18 protein-coding genes and 1 pseudogene are annotated in these 19556 nt (G+C 43.7%); 4 read left to right on the forward strand and 15 right to left on the reverse strand.

Annotation, left to right across the window (positions count from 1 at the left end; all coding sequences use genetic code 11):
* Window positions 1–12: 12 nt before the first annotated feature.
* From PCY71_RS02390 to PCY71_RS02425, 7 genes and pseudogenes are all read right to left on the reverse strand, one after another.
* Entirely contained in the window at window positions 13–1089 is a 1077-nt protein-coding gene (locus PCY71_RS02390; RefSeq protein WP_048772788.1) for a carbamoyl phosphate synthase small subunit, read from the reverse strand.
* 114 nt (window positions 1090–1203) lie between these two features.
* Window positions 1204–2121 (reverse strand): aspartate carbamoyltransferase catalytic subunit, encoded by a 918-nt coding sequence (locus PCY71_RS02395; RefSeq protein WP_048772785.1) that lies wholly within the window; start codon window positions 2119–2121, stop codon window positions 1204–1206.
* Window positions 2122–2228: 107 nt separating this feature from the next.
* Complete coding sequence (locus PCY71_RS02400; RefSeq protein ID WP_125342477.1) at window positions 2229–3512, reverse strand: solute carrier family 23 protein; 1284 nt, start codon at window positions 3510–3512, stop codon at window positions 2229–2231.
* An 8-nt stretch (window positions 3513–3520) separates the two neighbouring features.
* Window positions 3521–4039: a bifunctional pyr operon transcriptional regulator/uracil phosphoribosyltransferase PyrR gene (gene pyrR / locus PCY71_RS02405; protein WP_048772781.1), complete on the reverse strand. Its 519-nt coding sequence runs from the start codon at window positions 4037–4039 to the stop codon at window positions 3521–3523.
* Between the two features lie 233 nt (window positions 4040–4272).
* Window positions 4273–6806, reverse strand: a pseudogene (locus tag PCY71_RS14945) (pneumococcal-type histidine triad protein).
* 132 nt (window positions 6807–6938) lie between these two features.
* Entirely contained in the window at window positions 6939–7574 is a 636-nt protein-coding gene (locus PCY71_RS02420) for a Pr6Pr family membrane protein (protein WP_125342478.1), read from the reverse strand.
* Window positions 7575–7581: 7 nt separating this feature from the next.
* Window positions 7582–7920, reverse strand: coding sequence for a zinc ribbon domain-containing protein YjdM (locus PCY71_RS02425; RefSeq protein ID WP_125342479.1), 339 nt, complete (start codon window positions 7918–7920; stop codon window positions 7582–7584).
* Window positions 7921–8195: 275 nt separating this feature from the next.
* Here PCY71_RS02425 and PCY71_RS02430 point away from each other — a divergent pair, with 275 nt between their 5' ends.
* A complete protein-coding gene (locus PCY71_RS02430) occupies window positions 8196–8720 on the forward strand; it encodes a hypothetical protein (protein WP_125342480.1) in 525 nt (174 codons plus the stop codon).
* Between the two features lie 20 nt (window positions 8721–8740).
* Window positions 8741–9274 carry a transcription repressor NadR gene (locus tag PCY71_RS02435; protein WP_185774645.1) on the forward strand — a complete coding sequence of 178 codons (534 nt, stop codon included), beginning with the start codon at window positions 8741–8743 and terminating at the stop codon, window positions 9272–9274.
* Between the two features lie 44 nt (window positions 9275–9318).
* Here the strand turns inward: PCY71_RS02435 and PCY71_RS02440 are convergent, their stop codons facing one another.
* The 8 genes from PCY71_RS02440 to PCY71_RS02475 all read right to left on the reverse strand — a co-directional run bounded on the left by PCY71_RS02440 (window position 9319) and on the right by PCY71_RS02475 (window position 16410).
* A complete protein-coding gene (locus tag PCY71_RS02440) occupies window positions 9319–9786 on the reverse strand; it encodes an 8-oxo-dGTP diphosphatase (protein ID WP_125342481.1) in 468 nt (155 codons plus the stop codon).
* A 23-nt stretch (window positions 9787–9809) separates the two neighbouring features.
* Window positions 9810–10253, reverse strand: a complete 444-nt coding sequence (locus tag PCY71_RS02445) for a hypothetical protein (RefSeq protein ID WP_125342482.1) — start codon at window positions 10251–10253, stop codon at window positions 9810–9812.
* Window positions 10231–10761 (reverse strand): hypothetical protein, encoded by a 531-nt coding sequence (locus PCY71_RS02450; protein ID WP_002909562.1) that lies wholly within the window; start codon window positions 10759–10761, stop codon window positions 10231–10233. Before PCY71_RS02450 ends, PCY71_RS02445 begins: the two co-directional genes overlap by 23 nt.
* Window positions 10751–11296, reverse strand: a complete 546-nt coding sequence (locus PCY71_RS02455; protein ID WP_060975966.1) for a DUF1697 domain-containing protein — start codon at window positions 11294–11296, stop codon at window positions 10751–10753. Before PCY71_RS02455 ends, PCY71_RS02450 begins: the two co-directional genes overlap by 11 nt.
* A 122-nt stretch (window positions 11297–11418) precedes the next feature.
* Window positions 11419–12195, reverse strand: a complete 777-nt coding sequence (locus PCY71_RS02460) for a hypothetical protein (RefSeq protein WP_002909559.1) — start codon at window positions 12193–12195, stop codon at window positions 11419–11421.
* A gap of 106 nt (window positions 12196–12301) precedes the next feature.
* A complete protein-coding gene (uvrB, locus tag PCY71_RS02465) occupies window positions 12302–14290 on the reverse strand; it encodes an excinuclease ABC subunit UvrB (RefSeq protein WP_048772749.1) in 1989 nt (662 codons plus the stop codon).
* A 160-nt stretch (window positions 14291–14450) separates the two neighbouring features.
* The gene (locus PCY71_RS02470) at window positions 14451–15398 is read right to left on the reverse strand and encodes a CPBP family intramembrane glutamic endopeptidase (RefSeq protein ID WP_048772745.1); all 948 of its coding nucleotides are present in this window, start codon (window positions 15396–15398) and stop codon (window positions 14451–14453) included.
* A 79-nt stretch (window positions 15399–15477) separates the two neighbouring features.
* Window positions 15478–16410: a CPBP family intramembrane glutamic endopeptidase gene (locus PCY71_RS02475; protein ID WP_048772742.1), complete on the reverse strand. Its 933-nt coding sequence runs from the start codon at window positions 16408–16410 to the stop codon at window positions 15478–15480.
* Between the two features lie 195 nt (window positions 16411–16605).
* On the opposite strand from PCY71_RS02475, the gene PCY71_RS02480 reads away from it, so the two are divergent.
* Both PCY71_RS02480 and PCY71_RS02485 read left to right on the forward strand, forming a co-directional pair.
* On the forward strand, window positions 16606–18774 hold the full coding sequence (locus PCY71_RS02480; RefSeq protein WP_048772740.1) for an ABC transporter substrate-binding protein/permease: 2169 nt from the start codon (window positions 16606–16608) through the stop codon (window positions 18772–18774).
* Window positions 18774–19514 (forward strand): amino acid ABC transporter ATP-binding protein, encoded by a 741-nt coding sequence (locus PCY71_RS02485; RefSeq protein WP_002895249.1) that lies wholly within the window; start codon window positions 18774–18776, stop codon window positions 19512–19514. The genes PCY71_RS02480 and PCY71_RS02485 overlap by 1 nt, the downstream gene beginning before the upstream one ends.
* Window positions 19515–19556: the final 42 nt, after the last annotated feature.

The following is a 19556-nucleotide window of genomic DNA, read 5'->3' on the forward strand; positions in this document are numbered from 1 at the left end:
CAATCTTGCTTCCTAGTAAGCCTGATGGGCATCCATCATTTCCATAAACTCATCAAAGAGATAGTCTGCATCATGCGGTCCCGGCGCAGCATCTGGGTGGAACTGCACAGAAAAGGCAGGATAATCCCGATGGCGCACACCTTCGACAGACTTATCATTGATTTCTTCATGGGTCACAATCAGGCATTCCGGCAAATCCTCACGGCTGACGGCATAGCCGTGATTTTGACTGGTAAAGTCAACCCGGCCGGTCGCAATCTCGCGTACCGCATGGTTGAAACCACGGTGGCCAAACTTCATCTTATGCGTCTTAGCACCGTTAGCCATGGAGAAGAGCTGATGTCCCATACAGATCCCGAAAATTGGAATTTTGCCCTGAACACCACGAATCATATCCAGAGCCTCCGGCACATCTTCCGGATTACCCGGTCCATTGGACAGCATGACTCCGTCAGGATTGAGCTGGAGAATTTCCTCAGCGCTGGTATCATAAGGTACCACTGTCACGCTACAGTTGCGCTTGGATAACTCCCGCAGGATAGAATGCTTCAAACCAAAGTCCACCAATACCACGCTGCGACCCGTTCCCGGAGCTGGATAGGACTGCTTGGTAGACACCTGCTTGATGTTATCAGTCGGCAAAACAGTCGCCTGCAGCTGGTCTTGCAGATGCTCGATGCTATCCTCTGCATTGGCAATGGTCGCTCGCATGGTTCCATGCTGGCGGATAATCTTGGTTAGTGCCCTTGTATCAATTCCCGAAATTCCTGGTATCTTCTTGACTTTGAGGAACTCATCCAAAGACAATTGCTGGCGCCAGTTGCTGGCACGACGTGCATACTCATAGACCACTACTCCCTTACAAGTCGGTAAAATGGACTCATAGTCGTCCCGATTGACACCATAATTTCCAACCAAAGGATAGGTAAAGGTCAAAATCTGGCCATTGTAAGACTGGTCCGTAATCGATTCCTGATAGCCAGTCATGCCTGTGTTAAAGACGATTTCACCTGTCACAAAAAGATCCGCTCCAAAAGCTTCCCCTTCGAAAATCATGCCGTTTTCTAATATTAAAAGTCTCTTTGTCATTCTTCCCTCCTGTCCAAGATGCAGACTGCCTGTCGACCCTCCACATCAACATATAATAATAGGGAGTGGGATTGCTTCACACAGCTTCACCCACTCCCGGCCTACTGTCCGAGATTATTGACGGCCTTTCAGAACTGCTTCGATAATAGCCATTCTGACAAAGACGCCGTTGGTCATTTGTTCAACGATACGTGATTTTGGTGCTTCGACCAGATGATCCGCAATTTCTACATCACGGTTAACTGGAGCCGGATGCATCAGAATCGCCGTATCTTTCATGCGGTCATAACGCTCTTGAGTCAGCCCATGCAATCTGTGGTAATTTTCTTTAGAAAAGATGGACTCGTAGTCATGGCGCTCATGCTGCACGCGCAGGAACATCATGACATCCACTTGATCAATCACCTCATCAATAGTGACAAACTTACCATAGTCCGCAAATTCTTGGCTCCGCCATTCTTCCGGACCAGCAAAGTAGAGCTCTGCACCCAAGCGCTTGAGAATCTGCATATTTGACTTAGCCACGCGCGAATGGTCCAAGTCACCAGCAATCGCAACCTTGAGGCCTTCAAAGCGACCAAACTCTTGGTAAATAGTCATCAGGTCCAGCAAGCTCTGGCTAGGATGCTGACCAGAACCGTCTCCTCCGTTAACAATGGAAGTCGTAATAGTTGGACTTTCAACTAGCTCTTTGTAATAATCTACTTCTGGGTGGCGAATGACACAGACATCAACGCCTAGGGCAGACATTGTCAGGATAGTATCATACAAGGTTTCTCCTTTGTTGACTGAGCTGGTCTTGACATCAAAGTCCAGAAGATCGCAACCTAACTTCAACTCTGCTACTTCAAAGGCCTTGTGGGTCCGTGTAGATGACTCAAAGAAAAGGTTAGACACGATATGCTGCTCATCATAATGGACTTTAGCGCCATTTTTAAATTCGATTCCGCGTTTAATCAAGGCCATAACTTCTTCATTTGACAGAGTTTCCATAGAAACAAGGTTCTTAAGAGCGATTTGATTGGATGACATGATGTAATTCTCCTTTATGAAAGAATGAGGGCTTCCAGAGTGCTGCAAGTAAAGTCGCTCTGAGAGCAAGCTATTTTTGAACGAAAGTTAATGATTTAGTGCCTTGCTCAATACTTGGGCTCAGGCAGGACAAGATAGAGGACAATTCCCAGAATAGTTGACAAGGCAACTCCTGAGATTTGCAGACCAGACAGCTGCAAGGTCAGACCACCGATACCAGATACCAAGATGACACTGGCAATCAAGAGGTTCTTTTTATTGTCAAAGTTGGTTTGTGCTTCGATCAGAATTTTAAGACCGCTCGAAGCAATTACTCCAAAGAGGGCGATGGAAATACCACCCAGCACAGGACTCGGGATGGATTGGAGCAGGGCGGAGACCTTGCCCACAAAGCTCATGACAATAGCCAGGACTGCTGCACCTGCAATGACATAGACGCTGTAGATTTTATTAAGCGCCATAACTCCGATATTCTCTCCGTAGCTAGTCACTGGTGGTGCTCCGAAAAGCCCCGCAATAATCTGAGCCAGACCATCACCAGTCAAGGTCTTGTCCAGTCCTGGATCCTTGAAGAAATCCTTGCCTGTCAAGCTATTCAGTACCATGACATGTCCGAAATGTTCTGTCATGGTTACAAAGGCGATAGGCGCCATAGTTAAAATCGCACTAGGATAAAATTTCACATCGTAGTCCAAGAAAGGCAGACTCATAGGCGGAAGGTGGAACCAAGAAGCTTGCCCAACCTTGGCAAAAGAGACGATTTCCTGCCCAGTCACAGCCCCTAGAATCAAGCTAAAGATGTAGCCGACTATCAAACCTAGCAAGACTGGGATAATTCCCACAATCTTCTTACCATAGATATTAAAGAGGATAACTGCCAAGAGAGTAACCATACCGATAATGAAGTAGGTCAAATCATAAACCTTTTCGCCATTAGCTGCAGTCTTGTTCATCACATCGCTAACAGCTGTTCCAGCCAAGCTAAGACCGATAACCATGATGATAGGCCCTACCACTACTGGCGGCAGCACCTTGTCAATCCAAGCATTGCCAGCAAACTTGACAATCAGTGCCACGATAAAGTAGACCAAACCACCGGTGATAGCTCCCTGAGCAACCGCTCCGATACCATCAGTCTTCATCAGCATCTGCATGGCTGCGATATAAGCAAAGCTGGACCCCATATAGGCTGGAATCTTGTACTTGGTAACAGTCAGATGGGCGAGTGTCCCCAGACCGCTTGAAAAGAGGGCTACCGCTGGGTCAATTCCCACCAGAATCGGTACCAAGACTGTCGCCCCAAACATGGCGAACAAGTGCTGAAAGGATAGCCCTAAAAGCAAACCTGGCTTTGGCATATCATGCACATCATACTTAACATCTTGACTCATTTAGCTTATTACTCCCCCATAATCAACACGCGATCTTGACCGTCTGTCTCAGTCACCTCAACAACAATCTCCTCAGTTTGGCTAGTCGGAATATTCTTGCCGACATAGTCTGCCCGTATCGGCAGCTCGCGGTGACCACGGTCAACCAAGACAGCCAGACCAACACGAGACGGCCGCCCATGACTGACCAGATTGTCGATAGCCGCTCGAATGGTTCGTCCTGTGTAAAGAACATCATCAATCAGGATTACTTGACGGTCGGTAATATCCACTGGAATCACTGTCGTATCTTCCTCAACCTTGATATCATCTCGGAAAGGCTTGGTGTCTATTTCTGCGACTGGAATATCGATATTCTCCAACTGAGCCAACCGCTTCTGAATCCGGTAAGCCAAGTGAACCCCGCGGGTCTTAATCCCAGCCAAGACCACTTGGTTTAAGTCCTTGTTGCGCTCGATGATTTCATAGGTAATCCGCGTAATCGCACGGTTCATGGTGATGTCATCGACAACTTCTTTTGTTTTCATTCTTTCCTCCTCAAACAACAGAAAAAGTCTCCTTATACAAGGAGACTTCAGAAAAATCTAGTCAGGCAAGCTAAAACAAGACGCACTTGCTTACACTCCACCCATCTTTTTACTTGCTCCTTGTCTATCTCTCTGGATAGAATTAAAGGATTATTTAATTTTTTATACTATATCACAATTTCAAAACTATTTCAAGAAAAAAATTGTATTTTTTCTGCTTGACTGGGTAAGGATTAGTGACTAGCCTCTTTCTCCGCCTTTTCCTTATCTTTTGGATCCGTTTGATTTTCTTTGTTTTTTGCTTGAGCTGTCGCATCTTTTAATTCAGGATTTTCAGCAGTTGGCACTTCTTCTGATGATGGTTTAGAAGAGTTTTCTGAATCCACCGTTCGCTCATTTAAGTCCTCTTCAGGAGTTCCAGCTGGATACTCATTATCGTTTGAAGCTCCTTGGCCGCTTGCTTCAACTGAGGCTGGCTTATCGGATGCTGGCTTCCCTTGGACATCTGCCTTATTAGGCTCACTTTGCTTAGGCTCTTCCTTCTTTTCGTCCTTTGCATCAGCCGGCTTATTATTATCAATGCTGCCACCCTGAACATCTGGAAAATGCTGCGCCAAAGCTTTCGGAATTTTATTTTCGTTCAATTCAAGCTCTTCTTTAGGGATGTGATTGTCGCTGACATTGATATAAGTCACCGTCTTATTTGGTTCCTGCAGCGCTAAGGTTGTGATTTTATTCTTGTTGACAGCCAGATTGTCTAAAGACCTAAACTGATTAATTCCTTCCAAGTTTTTCAGCTCATTCTCAGCCAAGTTTAAATTCTTCAAGGAAGACTGAGCGGCTGGAATGTTCAAAGATGTAATCTTGTTTTGACTTGCGGATAAGGTAACTAAGTTCTTAGCAGCTTCAACTCCTGCCAGCGAAGTCAGCCGATTGCCATTTAGGCTTAGAGTTGTCAGATTTGGATTAGACTTCAGGAAATTCAAGCTCTCAACATTGGAATTGTCAGCTGTTAATTCTTCCAGATGGGAAGCTTTGAGGGTATTGAGATTTAAGTTTGGATTGTTGGATAAAAAAAGCCTTGTTAAATCTTCTTTTTGGCTCAGAGCAGAAATATCGTGCAGTTGATTGTGCTCTAAACTTACCGCTTTTAATTTTGCAAGCTTGGTCAAAGCAGAAATATCAGAGATATTATTGTAGTCAAGGTTCAATGACTCCAGATTTTTCAACTTCGCAAGCGGTGAGATATCGGTAAGGTCATTTCCCGCTGCTGCCACTGTTTTGAGGTTCGGATAACGCTTCAAGAAAGATAAATCAGTGATGCCATTCTGGGAAATGTCCAAGCCTTCCAAGGTCGGAATTTCTTTTAAGAAATCATAGTTGGTAACGCCTGTCTTTGTCATCCACAGCTGTTTTAAATGTTTAAATTGCAGCACTGGTCTGATGTCCTTTATCGGAGTAAAGCCAATTCCCAGAACTTCAATATTTGGCATCAGTTCTAAGCCTTTTCGCTGCAAAGGGTCTTTGCGCTGGCCGATATTTAGATACTCACAGTTGCCAGCCAGGCTTTCATCTTTTCCGTATCCGTCTCATCTGATTGGAATGGGGTGTCAGCTGAAGCATGTAAAATATCTTCAATGATTTCATCATCAAATCCTAGAGCTTTCAATGTTGCCATACCAACTGCGTCATGAGCATGTGGATTTCCATGAGGGTCAAAAGGCTTGGTCGTATCAATCTCGCTAATCAAGGTTGAATGACTATGGTCGTCATGCGGATAGATAAATACCTTTCCTTTATCTGTATCGCTCACCTGAATCAGACTTTCATCGATTCCTAATTGCTGAGCCAAATAGGCCTTTTTCTTGGCAATTTCTTCTTCCTCGTCTGATGGACTTGGCGCAGGCTCAGGTGTAGGAGCAGGCGACGGTTCTGGTGAAGGCTGTGCTTGCCCTTGCCGGCCATAGTAGGCATCTTCAGCAGCTTTCTTATGTTCCGCTGGAATCAATGACTCCCAAGGCGAAGCAATCAGCTGCTCATAGGGGATAAAATGAGTATGACCGTTATGATCTGCCAGCAAGCCAGTAGCCAACTTGCCGGTTACTCCGGTACCTCTAAATAAGAATCCATCACTTGTAGGATAATCAATCCCAGCAAACTGGCGTTTAGTTGTCCCTTGCTGCTGGGGAACAGAAGGTCTAAGCGTTGGCTGATAAACAGGTCCAGTAGTATTGCTAGGCGGCGTTGGACGATAACTCGGTGCTTGAGCAAGATTCCCCACAGACTGCTTCAAAATATAATGAAAATGATCCCCGTGACGCACAACATAGCCGTATTGGTCTTCCGACACAATGTCTCTAGGATTAAAAACATAGCCATCATCAGCAGTGCTTATTTGATTTGCCAGCTGAGGCGATCCTGCAGGCATTTGCCCATCTTTTGGTATCAGATAGGCCCATTTACTATTCTTTAGATCAGAATAAAAAATAAAGTGCGTATGACCATCATGCTCTAAAATCAGGCCTTCACTGGTTCTGGGTTTAATCTGGGACTCACTTTCGAAAAGAAAACCATCATCCGTCGGCTTATCAACACCAGGAACTTGTCCTTTTTTGGTCGCCTTACTTTTCTTCTTCACTTCTTGCTTGGTCTTCACCTTCTCTTGACCGCTTTCCTGTTGAGATGTCTGAGATTGACAAGCAGCCAAGCAAAGATTACAAGCTAGAATGATCCCTGCTAATCCTAACAGTTTTTTATTCTGTTTCATTCTTTCCTCCTTTTTGTTTAACTGGTTAATCGTTAACTAGTTAACTATATCATACAAATCTGATAATGGCAAGAAAAAATCGAAACAAAATAAAAAACAGAGCAAATCTGTTTTTCATCTAAAATTCACATGTCACTCTGAAGCTTTTTTCTTTGAGAAAGAGATGGACTTTATCCCGTAAAAGACAAAACCAAAAACCAAATAGGCCGCAAAGATAATCAGAGACATCTTGATGACATAGGGCCAGCCTTTCTTAAAGACATTGAGGAAAAAGTAAGGAAATGGATTGTCCTTGGATCTTGGAATATCTATTTTCAAGAAAAAGCCATTAAAAAGAGCAAAGGCCATGTAGACCAAAGGTACACTTGTCCAAGAAATCGGATCAAACCAACGGTACTGGCGCGATTTGTCAAAGATTAATGTATCCAGGAGAAAAGCCAAGGGTACTATATAATGACACAAAAAATTCTCTAGACGGTAAAAATCTGTCGCAATCGGGGCCAACAAGAGGTGATAAACGACACATGTAATCATGATGGACATGGTCACCCCGCCCTTGATTCTCAAGATTTTCGGCGCCTTCCAAGCATCGCTAGGTCTCGTCATCAGATAGACCAGATAGCCCGTAAAAAGCAGGACCAAGAGATTGGACAGAACCGTATAGTACATGAGCATGCCCACGCCATACTTAGTGATTTCCAGATACACTCCTAGAAAGGCTAGGGTAAAAAGAATAATTCGATAAATTAAGATAAAACGACGATTCATAAAGACCTCAAATTTTCTTAACAAACTCTGACTTTAGCTTCATCGCACCGAAGCCGTCAATCTTACAGTCGATATTATGGTCGCCTTCTACGATGCGGATATTTTTCACGCGCGTTCCTTGCTTGAGATCCTTAGGTGCTCCTTTGACTTTCAGATCCTTAATCAAGGTAACTGTATCGCCATCAGCCAGCTTATTGCCATTAGCATCGATCGCTACTGGTCCTTCTTCTGCTTCTTGAACCTCAGCTGGATTCCATTCATAGGCGCACTCTGGGCAGACCAAGAGCGCTCCATCTTCGTAGACATACTCTGAATTACATTTAGGGCAGTTTGGTAAGTTGTTCATTTTTTTCTCCATTTCTAGTCAAGGCTGCTAAATTCCCATACCAGCCATCTATATATGATTAAGCTCTTCTTTCATTTTTCAAGTCCAGCAGAACACTAATCGATGTGAAGGTCAATTAAACTCTAAAAATCTAGTTTACTCCTATTTCCACACCTTTCTAGTATAAGCTATTTTAAGGATTTTGACAAATCTCTTTTAGGATTTCCTACAGTTCTTGACCTTTCTGCAAAAACAGTGTACTATACTAGTGTATATACAGATAAAAAGGAGTCGCTATGAAACCAAAATCTAAAAATCAGTTTATGACACTGACCGCTTTTTTGACTGCACTAGCCATTGTTATCCCGCTGGTTATGCCGATTAAAATTGTCATTCCGCCCGCTTCCTTCACCTTAGCCAGCCATGTCGCTATCTTTTTGGCTATGTTTATCTCCCCTCTCATGACGGTGATTGTCGTGATTGGTTCTACTATTGGGTTTGGAATGTCCGGACTTCCTTTTATCATAACTCTTAGAGCCCTGTCCCACTTGCTCTTTGCTAGCATCGGCGCTCTTTATCTGCAAAAGCACCCGGACACACTGGACAGCCAGAAGAAGACGTGGGTATTCAATTTCCTACTGGCCTTGATTCATGCCTTTGGTGAAGTGGTCGTCTGCATCCTCTTTTACACGACTTCTGCCTATCCTGCTAATGCTTTCTATATCTTATTTGGTCTGGTTGGACTTGGTACGGTCATCCATAGCATGGTCGACTTTGTCATTGCTAAGTTCATCTATCAAGCGCTGAAAAAGATTCGCTAGAGCTTGAAGATTCCTGACTTTTGGTTTACAATGAAGCTATGACCAAGCAAAGACGAGAAGAACTATTAAACCTTTTGAAAACATCATCTGCTACCCTCAACGGTCAGTCACTGGCTGAACATTTCCATGTGACCAGGCAGATTATCGTGCAAGATATTGCCCTCTTGCGGGCTGATGGTGCCCCCATCCTCTCAACCAACCGTGGCTATCTTTATAAAGACCGCCAAGAAAGCACTGCTGTTCATCAACTCTTCAAGGTTCAGCATGGGACTGAGGATATGGAGGCTGAGTTGCTGGCTATCGTGGATAATGGCGGCCGCGTACAGACTATTTTGATTGAGCATCCAGTTTACGGCGAAATCCAGACTTACCTAAAGCTAACCTGCCGCCGCGATGTCCAGCATTTTCTCCAACAGGTCACATCCTGTGCCTTTCGCCCCTTATCTGAGCTGACAGATGGAGTTCACTATCACCTGGTACAAGCCGACTCTCAGCAGGATTTGGACTATGTAGAATCTGCCTTGAGAGACCTAGGATTTTTACAGGATAAATAACAAGCAAGAAAAAGACTGATTAGGCCCCAACCTAGTCAGTCTTTTTAGTACATACTTTTACGCCAACCACCTTCGATACGCTCATGATAGTAATATTCTGACAGTTCCTCATCTTCCATCATACGCAGAAGTTCTAACATATCGTAGGCCAAGTCCAGCTGTGGCAGGGTTTCCTTGTCTACCCAAGAGATCTCGCCCTCTTCTGTCGAATGAATCTGACCAGAATATTCAGTCGCTTTGTAACAAAAGACAATGTAGCGAATCCCCTCATCCGTATGCCAGTTCTTAACCCCAACCAATTTCGGATGAGAAATATTTAACCCCGTTTCCTCTAAAATCTCACGCACAACCGCATCGTGCAAAGATTCGTCCTTTTCAATATGACCACCCGGAAAAGCATATCCAGACCAAGGATAGCGCTCAGGAGAGCGATACTGCATTAGGACTTTACCTCGTGCCTTATCTTCGACAAGGCAGATGTTTGTTAGGATTGTTTTTTGGGAACGTGACATAAATTTTCTCACTTTCTAAGTTATTAAAACATATCTTCGTTGTATTTTACTTCTAACTTCATGATAAAGGGATTGATCAATTCATGATGTTCATAGGTACTATGGACCACAAAACCTCTGACAATGATGATTTCTTTATCTTGTATATGATAGTCTATATTAATGGGAATGGCTGGATCCGAGATAATTGACAAAGTAAAGAATGCCGAAAACCAAAGATAAAGCGCCACCAATCCACTGAATAATTGAAAAATAAGGTGATACCAGTGAAAATCTCTTGTCCTAAAAAAGACTATCCAAGGATGGATAAAGAAGGTCAAACAAAGAATAAGAAACCAACTATTCCACAAAACTGGAGTAAAGGATAGACCAAAAGGTAACAAAATCAAATGAAGAATGACAAAGGTTAGCAAGGCCAGATAGAGTGTTTTAAATGAAAATAATTTAGACAGATTTTCTTTTGTCATGATTTTTCCTCTTTTTTTCATTATATTTCAAAATCAACATCGTTAACGCTGGAATGAAGAAAAAGATTAGATAGGTAGCAATCGGAAACCAAACATAGCGAGGATTCAAGTTCCACAATGGTGGCAGAAATCCCTCTCCGTCTTCTAATTCTATTCCTATAAAATAATGCAAAAGAAAAAGTAGACCATTAAGATAAAGAAAAACTTCTGAAAAACCTTTCAACGTGTTGAAGCCTTCTTCTCTTAGACTTCCAAACCAGGAATAATATGGAAGAGCAATCAAGAAAACCAAATTTATATACAAAAGGCTAACATATTTAAACTCTCGAAGCGGACCCGGAATAGACTTATTTCCAAATGTTAAAAATCCCACTCCAATCGCAACCATTATAAAGAATATATAACCTAAAAGAGCTTCTACTAGCCAATGTTTTTCCAACCAAAGAATAAACTTGTTCTCCTGAACTTTTACTTTTCTTTTATTTTTCTTTTTGGTTTTACTTTTCATTCACCAACTCCACAATCTTCTGGAAAGTCTTGCCGTTCCGGATAGTCAGTTGCTTGTAGAAACTGGACTTGAGCAGTTTCTTATGGTAGTTGGACTTGAGATAATCCGCTTGGTCAGCATTGCTATAAAAGAATGCCGCCTGTCCAAAATGCAGTTGCTCCTTGTCATTCGCCCAACTGCCTGCTAGGTCTTGAACGCTTTCCCTGTCTACCTCTGGCAGATAAAAGAGAACATCGCGCCGAAAGGCTGTTTCATCCTGCCACCAAGCAGGAAGATTGGCTATTTCTTTTTCAAGCATGGCAGAGCTGACAAGGACAAAAGGCAGCGGAAAATCGTAAGACCGACTGAAATAAGCAGTCAAGCTCTCCCGAATCCTCTCCTCCTGCTCCTCGCTATCAAAGAAAAGATTGCCGCTATTGATGTAGGAAACCGGATTTTCAAAACCCAACCCAGCCAAATCCTTCTTCAAATCAGCCATCACGACCTTGTTTTTCCCGCCGACATTGATGCCACGGAGTAAAAGTGCATAACGCATATAGTGCTCCTCGTTTATTTCTAGATAGATATTTAAACTTTATTCGAATTATCAATTTTTAAGGAATAAATCTTTTTTATATGGTTTTTAGTTCTATGCAAAAAATTATATCGCTATCTAAATTATTCCGCCTGAAAACCATTGCTATCTAATTTCCCATTTTCTCCCCAAACAACTACATGAACATTTTTAGGTAAGGTAGCAAAATCAACATAATCAGTTAGAGTCGCACCATCAGGAATTCGACCTTCCAGATTGAGATACAAACTCAATTGAGCTCCATACTTTTCTGACAATTGAATCATATCTTTTCTCAATTTCTTTATTTCCTCTGCTGATGCGTCATACTTTTCTGTCTTGGGGTTATACTTTAGTTCTTTTTTAATTTGAACTAAATCACGATAAAATCCTTTTTGGTCATCAGTTACATCGTAATCTAAATCTGTTCTCAGCTCCTTAAATTTCACTGGCTTTAGAACAGACTCTTTGTCAAAATATAAGGTATTTAACATAGGATGGGAATTTGTATCTAAGACATAAGAAAAGATAAGATTTGTTAGTATCGAAGATGGTTCATCATCGCTATTAGAGTAATAGGAATAAGTTCTTTCTTCTAACTTATCTGTTAAAATTTTGTCCGCCTCTTCTGTCAATTGAACTTTTACATAATATTGATAAGTAACATGACTAACCCAAGTTGGAATCTCTATGTTCTTAACCTTCAATCCTAAATTATCTTCAAAAGCTGTGTTCACAACATATTCAATATGCTGCTTTTCCTCTTTTGTAACAAGTTTTGTCGGCATAAATGCCCAAATAAATTGAACTATAGGTAACATGCCTATGACAAAAATTGAAATAAAGAAAATAAATATTAGTTTAATTAAATCCTTTTTCACTTCAATTCCCCCACTTAAACTTCTCTAACTTTTTTTCACATAGTGACTCATTGACTAGAGAAGCAATTAAGAGCTTAGCTTGCAACTTTGGTGCTAACTATATTTTCTAATCCATTGCCTTTATTTCTAATATCATATCGCGGATTTGCGCAGCCAGCTCGAAGTCCAGAAGTCCGGCAGCTTCTTGCATCTGACCTTCCAGTTTCTTAATCATGTCCTTGCGCTCTTGTTTGTTGAGGCTTTCGATTTCGACAGTTTCTTCCTTGTCTGGCAGGGCTGCCTTGGTCACGCTTATCAGGTCGCGGATTTCTTTCTTGATGGTCTGCGGTACAATGCCATGCTCTTCGTTATATGCCATCTGGATTGCCCGACGGCGGGCAGTTTCATCAATAGCGCGCTGCATGGATTGGGTCATGGTGTCCGCATACATAATCACATGCCCCTCACTGTTGCGGGCTGCCCGGCCGATGGTCTGGATTAGGCCACGCTCGTTGCGGAGGAAGCCTTCCTTGTCTGCATCAAGAATTGCCACCAGGCTAACCTCAGGTACATCAATTCCCTCGCGCAGCAGGTTAATCCCAACCAGAACGTCAAAGACACCCAAGCGCAAATCACGGATAATCTCAGTCCGCTCCAAAGTCTTGATGTCTGAGTGCATGTACTTGACCTTGACACCCATTTCTTTAAAATAGTCCGTCAAGTCTTCCGCCATCTTCTTGGTCAGGGTTGTGATAAAGGTTCGCTCATTCTTTTCGACACGGGCATTAATTTCTCCCAAAAGGTCATCAATCTGTCCCATGGTTGGACGGACTTCCACTTCTGGATCCAGAAGCCCTGTCGGCCGTATAATCTGCTCAATAACAGTATCAGTCTGTTCATTTTCATAGTCGCCCGGCGTAGCCGATACATAGACAATCTGGTGAACATGGCTCTCGAACTCCTCCCGGCGCAGCGGACGATTGTCCAAGGCAGATGGCAGGCGGAAACCATAATTAACTAGCATCTCCTTACGAGAGCGGTCACCATTGTACATACCCCGAATCTGTCCCATGGTCATGTGACTCTCGTCGATCATGATTAAGAAATCATCAGGGAAAAAGTCCAGAAGGGTATAGGGTGGCTCTCCTTCGCTTCGACCATCCATGTGGCGAGAATAGTTCTCAACGCCGTTGGTATAGCCCATTTCACGCAGCATTTCGATATCGTACTCCGTGCGCTGCTTCAAGCGCTGGGCTTCCAGAAGCTTGCCTTCCTTCTCAAAGATAGCCAGCTGCTCCTCCAGCTCGGCCTGAATCTTAGCAATGGCTACCTCCATGTGGTCTTCATTGGTCACGAAGTGAGTGGCTGGGAAGATGGCCAAATGGTCCACTTCACCCAAGACTCGACCTGTCAAGGCTTCAACCTCACGAATCCGGTCAATCTCATCTCCGAAAAACTCCACCCGAAAGGCATGCTCATCCCGAGAAGCTGGAAAAATCTCAACCACATCGCCTCGAACCCGGAATTTCCCCCGCTGAAAGTCAATGTCATTGCGCTCAAACTGGATATCTACCAAATCATTAAGCAGCTTGTCACGGGAAATTTCTAGTCCAGGACGCAGGCTAACCACGCTATCAGAGTATTCCTTAGGCGAACCTAGACCATAGATACAAGAGACCGAAGCCACGACAATCACATCGTTACGCTCCAAGAGGGCTGATGTCGCTGAGTGACGGAGCTTATCAATCTCGTCATTGACCGAGCTATCCTTTTCGATATAAGTATCGCTGGAGGGCACATAGGCCTCCGGCTGGTAATAATCATAGTAGGAAACGAAATATTCCACCGCGTTATTAGGGAAGAACTCCTTGAACTCACCATAAAGCTGGCCGGCCAGCGTTTTATTATGGGCAATAACCAGAGTCGGCTTGTTGACTCGAGAAATCACCTGACTCATGGTATAGGTCTTACCAGTACCCGTCGCCCCCATGAGAATCTGGGCCTTCTCGCCCCCCTCAATATTATCCACCAGCTGCTCAATAGCTTGAGGCTGGTCACCAGAAGGCTCGTACTTGGAAACCAATTCAAATTTATTATCTGTTATTCTGTTAATCATCTTTTATTCCTCAACTTGTGCTTCTATCATTTTACCATATTTGCCCTATTTTCTCTGGATTTGGGTGTAGGTAGAATAGCCGCGCTTCTACCATCGTCTGTCTCTTGTCACACCTCTCGTTAAAAGACATAAAAACGCCCAGCTCAACTGGGCGAAATGGTTATTTCTTAAATATCAGTGCCTGAGGCAGGCGATTTTCTTTCTTGAGTGACCAGTAAAGATAGGCAATGCAGCCAATCAGGACGATACTGGCAAAAATAGATCCTTCAGCACCAAAAGCCCCACCAGATAGCAAATCCACAGAAGATTGTGAGCTATAGTTCAAGATTGAGATAGATGCTCCTTGGCCACTGACCTGAATACCATAGATATTTCCTTGCACAAAATTCCAAGCGCCGTGCATACCAGCCAGTACCCACATATTGTCATACTTGAGCATAAGGAAACAAGCAAAGATACCGTCTAGTATGATATTGACAATAGAAAGAATGCTCACACCAGGGTTAAAGAGGTGCAGAGCCCCGAATAGAGCACTGGAAATCAAGATACCAATGAAGATATTTGACTTAGTGCTAACTGCTGGAAAGAGCCAACCACGCGTCACTAGCTCTTCTGTCCCACCTTGGAGAATCCAGAAAGGAATGATAGCTACAACAAAAATCAAAGACTGCAAGCTAACCTGACCTAATTTCAGACTGCCTGTCCCCGTAACCAAGAGCAAGACCACAACCATTGAAAACTGAACTGCTCCAATAAGGAAGCCTTTGAGGAGATTTTTGAACCAGTCTTGTTTATAGAGTCCTAGACTAGAAAAAGAACGCTTCTCACGATATCGAACCCAGAGAAAGACAGTAAGAGCGATAAAAAAGAAAGTAAATAGTTCAAAAAATAGACTATAGTGACGGAGAAATTCCATAAGTGCTGCTTGGCCGCCAGCGGGGTTTGTCGCACGGAACAAAATACCAATAACAAGCCCAATCGGAAACATTCCGAACATTCCAGCAAAACGACCTACATAAACAAAACCAATAGCAATCAAGATAGCCAACCAAATCGGCGGAATATAACGCGATTGCTTGATATCATCCAACATACGAGATTTAAACATATAATTATTCCTTTCCTCGTTTTACTTTATTATAGCATATTATTTTAGGATGAGCAAAAGAGAGCCGTTCGTACTGTTTCTACTTCTTTTCCACTAACTCAGTCAAACTACCGTCTTTTTTCATCTTGATAAGCAAGTAAAGCACGGCTAGCAAGAGAATGAACGAGCTGAAAATAGAAGCTTCAGCGCCGAAAGCTCCACCAGTCAGCCAGCTCCATTCCGACTTAGGGATAAAGTTCAGGACTGCTGCATCAACACCAGTACCACTAACGCTGAAACCGTAAATATTGCCTTGGCTAAAGTTCCAAGCAGCATGAAGTCCTATTATCCCCCAGACATTGTCCGTCCGGAGCAAATAGAGACTTGCAAAGAGGCCAAATAAAGCAATGTTAAGAATGGGAAGAATACCAACATCTGGATTGCCTAGGTGCAAGAGGGCAAAGAGCAAGCTCGAAGTCAGCAAACCGATGGGCAGATTGGTCTTTTTGACAGCAACTGGCAGCAGCCAAGCGCGTGTCACTAGCTCTTCTGCTCCACCCTGAATCATCCAAAGCGGAAGCAAAATCAAGATATAGAGAAAAGGTTCCAGTGTCAGCTGTCCCCATTCAAAAGAGCCAGCTCCGCTCAACAGCATAAGCAGAGCGACTAGACTAAAGAGGAGAAAACCTGCTGCCAATCCTTTGACCAGCTCCACCAAGCTTCCTTTTTTAACAAAGCCCAGAGTCGCGAGCGGTCGTCCTTCAGCCCCGCGCACCCAAAGAAAGAGAGCCAGTATCATAAATACAAAGCCAAATAAGAGAAAAGGAAGCGCAAAATTGAAAAAGATTTCAAAGAATCCTCCTTGCCCTAAAAAACCTAGCATAAGACTGAGGATAGCAGAAATTGGCTCCAAAGCCAGATAGGCCAACTGCTGTCCTCCTTGCACGAAAACAACTGCCAGCAAAAGAGACAAAATATAAGGAGGGACAAAGCGAGCTTGATTGACTCCGTCTAAGATACGTGATTTTTTCATAAGAACCTCATTCTATCCTTGCTTTCATTCATTTCCAGTATAGCAGACTTTGCTCTAAGAACAAAGAAAAGTTGCGGCTCAACTTACAAAAACAGAGAGTTTTATATGTTAGAAAACCTAACATGTAAACAGGAGAAATTTGCCTAATCAGTGTTTTTTTGCTATAATGCTAGAATGCTAAAAAGGAGGAAGAAAATGAAGAAAAAATTCTTAGCAGTCTTGCTAACATTATTTCCATTTTTTGCGTTAGGGGCGACAGCCCAGGCAGATACGGTCAAAATCGTATCCGATACTGCTTACGCACCATTTGAATTTAAAGATTCTGATCAGAATTACAAGGGGATTGACGTTGATATCATCAACAAGGTCGCTGAAATCAAGGGCTGGGACATTGACATGAGCTTCCCGGGCTTTGATGCAGCTGTCAATGCCGTCCAAGCTGGTCAAGCGGACGCCATCATGGCTGGTATGACCAAGACAAGCGAGCGCGAAAAAGTCTTTACCATGTCTGATACCTACTATGACACCAAGGTCGTTATCGCGACGACCAAGGCAAACACCATCAGCAAATATGAACAGCTGAAAGGGAAGAAAGTCGGTGTCAAAACAGGAACCGCTGCCCAACGTTTCCTTGAGAAGAACAAGGATAAGTATGGCTACACTCTCAAAACCTTTGACACGGGCGACTTAATGTATAACAGCCTTTCTGCTGGTGATATCGATGCAGTGATGGACGATCAGCCTGTCATTGAGTACGCCATCAATCAAGGCCAAAACCTGAAAATTTCTATGAAGGGTGAGGCTGTTGGAAGCTTTGCTTTCGGTGTCAAAAAAGGCAGCAAACACGAGCACTTAGTTACTGAGTTTAACGAAGCTTTGGCGCAGATGAAGGAAGACGGCAGTCTGGATGAAATCATTAATAAATGGACTGCTTCTAAAGGCAGCTCTGACTCCGCCGTTCCAGAGACTTCTACTCCTGCCGGTCAAAAAGCTACTCCGACAAAAGACAAATACATCATTGCCAGCGACTCATCTTTTGCTCCTTTTGTCTTCCAAGATGACAGCAACCAATACACTGGGATTGACATGGAGCTGATTAAGGCTATTGCCAAGGACCAAGGCTTTACTGTGGAAGTAACTAACCCTGGCTTTGATGCAGCTATTAATAGCGTTCAGACCGGTCAGGCTGATGGAATTATCGCCGGCATGTCTGTCACCGATGCCCGCAAGAAAACTTTTGACTATTCTGACCCTTACTATACAGCCAACTCTATCTTGGCAGTTAAGGACAGCAGCAATATCAAGTCCTACGAGGAACTCAAGGGCAAGACAGTCGGTGTCAAAACCGGTACCGCTTCTCAGACTTTCCTTGAGGAAAACAAGAGCAAGTACGGCTACTCTATTAAAACATTCTCAGATGCAGCTTCCATGTATGACAGCCTTAATACTGGCTCTGTCGCAGCTGTGATGGATGATGAGCCCGTTGTCAAATACGCCATCAAACAAGGCAAGAAACTTAAAACACCTATTGAAGGTACACCAAGCGGAAAAGTCGCTTTCGCAGTTAAAAAAGGCAGCAATCCTGAGTTGATTGAGATGTTTAACAATGGACTGGCCAACCTCAAAGAAAGCGGCAAGTACCAAGAGATTTTAGACAAGTATCTGGCTAGCGAGGAAAAGGAATCCACAGTAGATGAGTCAACTATTTGGGGCTTGCTGCAAAACAACTACCAAGAACTTCTTAAAGGTCTGGGGGTGACGATTGCCTTGGCCCTGATTTCATTTGCGATTGCTATGGTCATTGGGATTATCTTTGGTATGTTCAGCGTCAGCCCTTATAAACCGCTGCGCTGGATTGCAGAAATCTTTGTTGATGTCATTCGCGGTATTCCGCTGATGATTGTGGCAGCCTTTATCTTTTGGGGGATTCCTAACCTAATCGAATCCATGACTGGACAACAAAGTCCAATCAACGCTTTCGTTGCAGGAACCATTGCTCTCTCTCTCAATGCCGGCGCCTATATCGCTGAAATTGTCCGTGGAGGTATCCAGGCCGTACCAGTTGGACAGATGGAAGCTAGCCGCAGCTTAGGGATTTCCTACTCCAAGACCATGCGCAAAATTATCCTGCCACAGGCAACCAAGATTATGTTGCCAAACTTTGTCAATCAGTTTGTCATCGCACTCAAGGATACAACGATTGTCTCAGCTATTGGACTGGCCGAGCTCTTCAAAACAGGTAAAGACATCATCGCCCGTAACTATCAGAGTTTCCGGATGTATGCTATCCTAGCCGTGCTCTATCTCATCATTATCACGCTCTTGACCCGCTTGGCAAAACGCTTAGAAAAGAGGATTAAGTAATGGCAAAATTAAAAATCGATGTGAACGATCTTCATAAATACTACGGGGAAAACGAAGTCCTAAAGGGGATTACTGCTAAATTCTACGAGGGCGATGTAGTCTGCATCATCGGCCCTTCTGGTTCTGGTAAGTCAACTTTCCTGCGCAGTCTCAACCTGCTAGAGGAAGTGACCAGCGGAACCATCACGGTTGATGGCTTTGATCTGACAGACAAGAAAACTGATGTGGATCTGGTTCGAGAAAATATCGGTATGGTCTTCCAGCACTTCAACCTCTTCCCTCACATGACTGTTCTGGAAAATATCACCTTTGCTCCTGTTGAGCACAAGCGCTTGACCCAAGACGAAGCAAATAAGCTGGGGATGGAGCTCTTGGAAAAGGTCGGCTTAGCTGATAAGGCAGATGCTAGTCCAGACAGCCTGTCCGGCGGTCAAAAGCAGCGGGTGGCAATTGCTCGAGGTCTGGCCATGAATCCAGACATCATGCTCTTTGACGAGCCTACTTCTGCCCTTGACCCTGAAATGGTCGGCGACGTTCTAAACGTTATGAAGGATCTGGCCCAGCAAGGTATGACCATGCTGATTGTGACCCATGAGATGGGCTTTGCCCGTCAAGTAGCTAACCGCGTTATCTTTACCGCTGATGGTGAATTCCTAGAAGATGGCAAGCCTGACCAAATCTTTGACAATCCGCAGCACCCACGTCTCAAGGACTTCTTGGACAAGGTACTGAATGTATAAAACCAAACGAAGAGCCAGCTATAAGCCGGCTCTTTTCTTGTT

Source organism: Streptococcus sp. SN3 (assembly GCF_030439905.1).

Excerpts from the sequence above, each read along its gene's own strand:
- PCY71_RS02450 (WP_002909562.1), bottom strand. The coding sequence starts at position 10,761 with ATGAAAAGTAAAACCAAAAAGAAAAATAAAAGAAAAGTAAAAGTTCAG.
- PCY71_RS02455 (WP_060975966.1), bottom strand. The coding sequence starts at position 11,296 with ATGCGTTATGCACTTTTACTCCGTGGCATCAATGTCGGCGGGAAAAAC.
- PCY71_RS02425 (WP_125342479.1), bottom strand. The coding sequence starts at position 7,920 with ATGAACAACTTACCAAACTGCCCTAAATGTAATTCAGAGTATGTCTAC.
- PCY71_RS02440 (WP_125342481.1), bottom strand. The coding sequence starts at position 9,786 with ATGTCACGTTCCCAAAAAACAATCCTAACAAACATCTGCCTTGTCGAA.
- PCY71_RS02395 (WP_048772785.1), bottom strand. The coding sequence starts at position 2,121 with ATGTCATCCAATCAAATCGCTCTTAAGAACCTTGTTTCTATGGAAACT.
- PCY71_RS02445 (WP_125342482.1), bottom strand. The coding sequence starts at position 10,253 with ATGACAAAAGAAAATCTGTCTAAATTATTTTCATTTAAAACACTCTAT.
- PCY71_RS02390 (WP_048772788.1), bottom strand. The coding sequence starts at position 1,089 with ATGACAAAGAGACTTTTAATATTAGAAAACGGCATGATTTTCGAAGGG.
- PCY71_RS02475 (WP_048772742.1), bottom strand. The coding sequence starts at position 16,410 with ATGAAAAAATCACGTATCTTAGACGGAGTCAATCAAGCTCGCTTTGTC.
- PCY71_RS02430 (WP_125342480.1), top strand. The coding sequence starts at position 8,196 with ATGAAACCAAAATCTAAAAATCAGTTTATGACACTGACCGCTTTTTTG.
- PCY71_RS02420 (WP_125342478.1), bottom strand. The coding sequence starts at position 7,574 with ATGAATCGTCGTTTTATCTTAATTTATCGAATTATTCTTTTTACCCTA.
- PCY71_RS02400 (WP_125342477.1), bottom strand. The coding sequence starts at position 3,512 with ATGAGTCAAGATGTTAAGTATGATGTGCATGATATGCCAAAGCCAGGT.
- PCY71_RS02470 (WP_048772745.1), bottom strand. The coding sequence starts at position 15,398 with ATGTTTAAATCTCGTATGTTGGATGATATCAAGCAATCGCGTTATATT.
- pyrR (WP_048772781.1), bottom strand. The coding sequence starts at position 4,039 with ATGAAAACAAAAGAAGTTGTCGATGACATCACCATGAACCGTGCGATT.
- PCY71_RS02485 (WP_002895249.1), top strand. The coding sequence starts at position 18,774 with ATGGCAAAATTAAAAATCGATGTGAACGATCTTCATAAATACTACGGG.
- PCY71_RS02480 (WP_048772740.1), top strand. The coding sequence starts at position 16,606 with ATGAAGAAAAAATTCTTAGCAGTCTTGCTAACATTATTTCCATTTTTT.
- uvrB (WP_048772749.1), bottom strand. The coding sequence starts at position 14,290 with ATGATTAACAGAATAACAGATAATAAATTTGAATTGGTTTCCAAGTAC.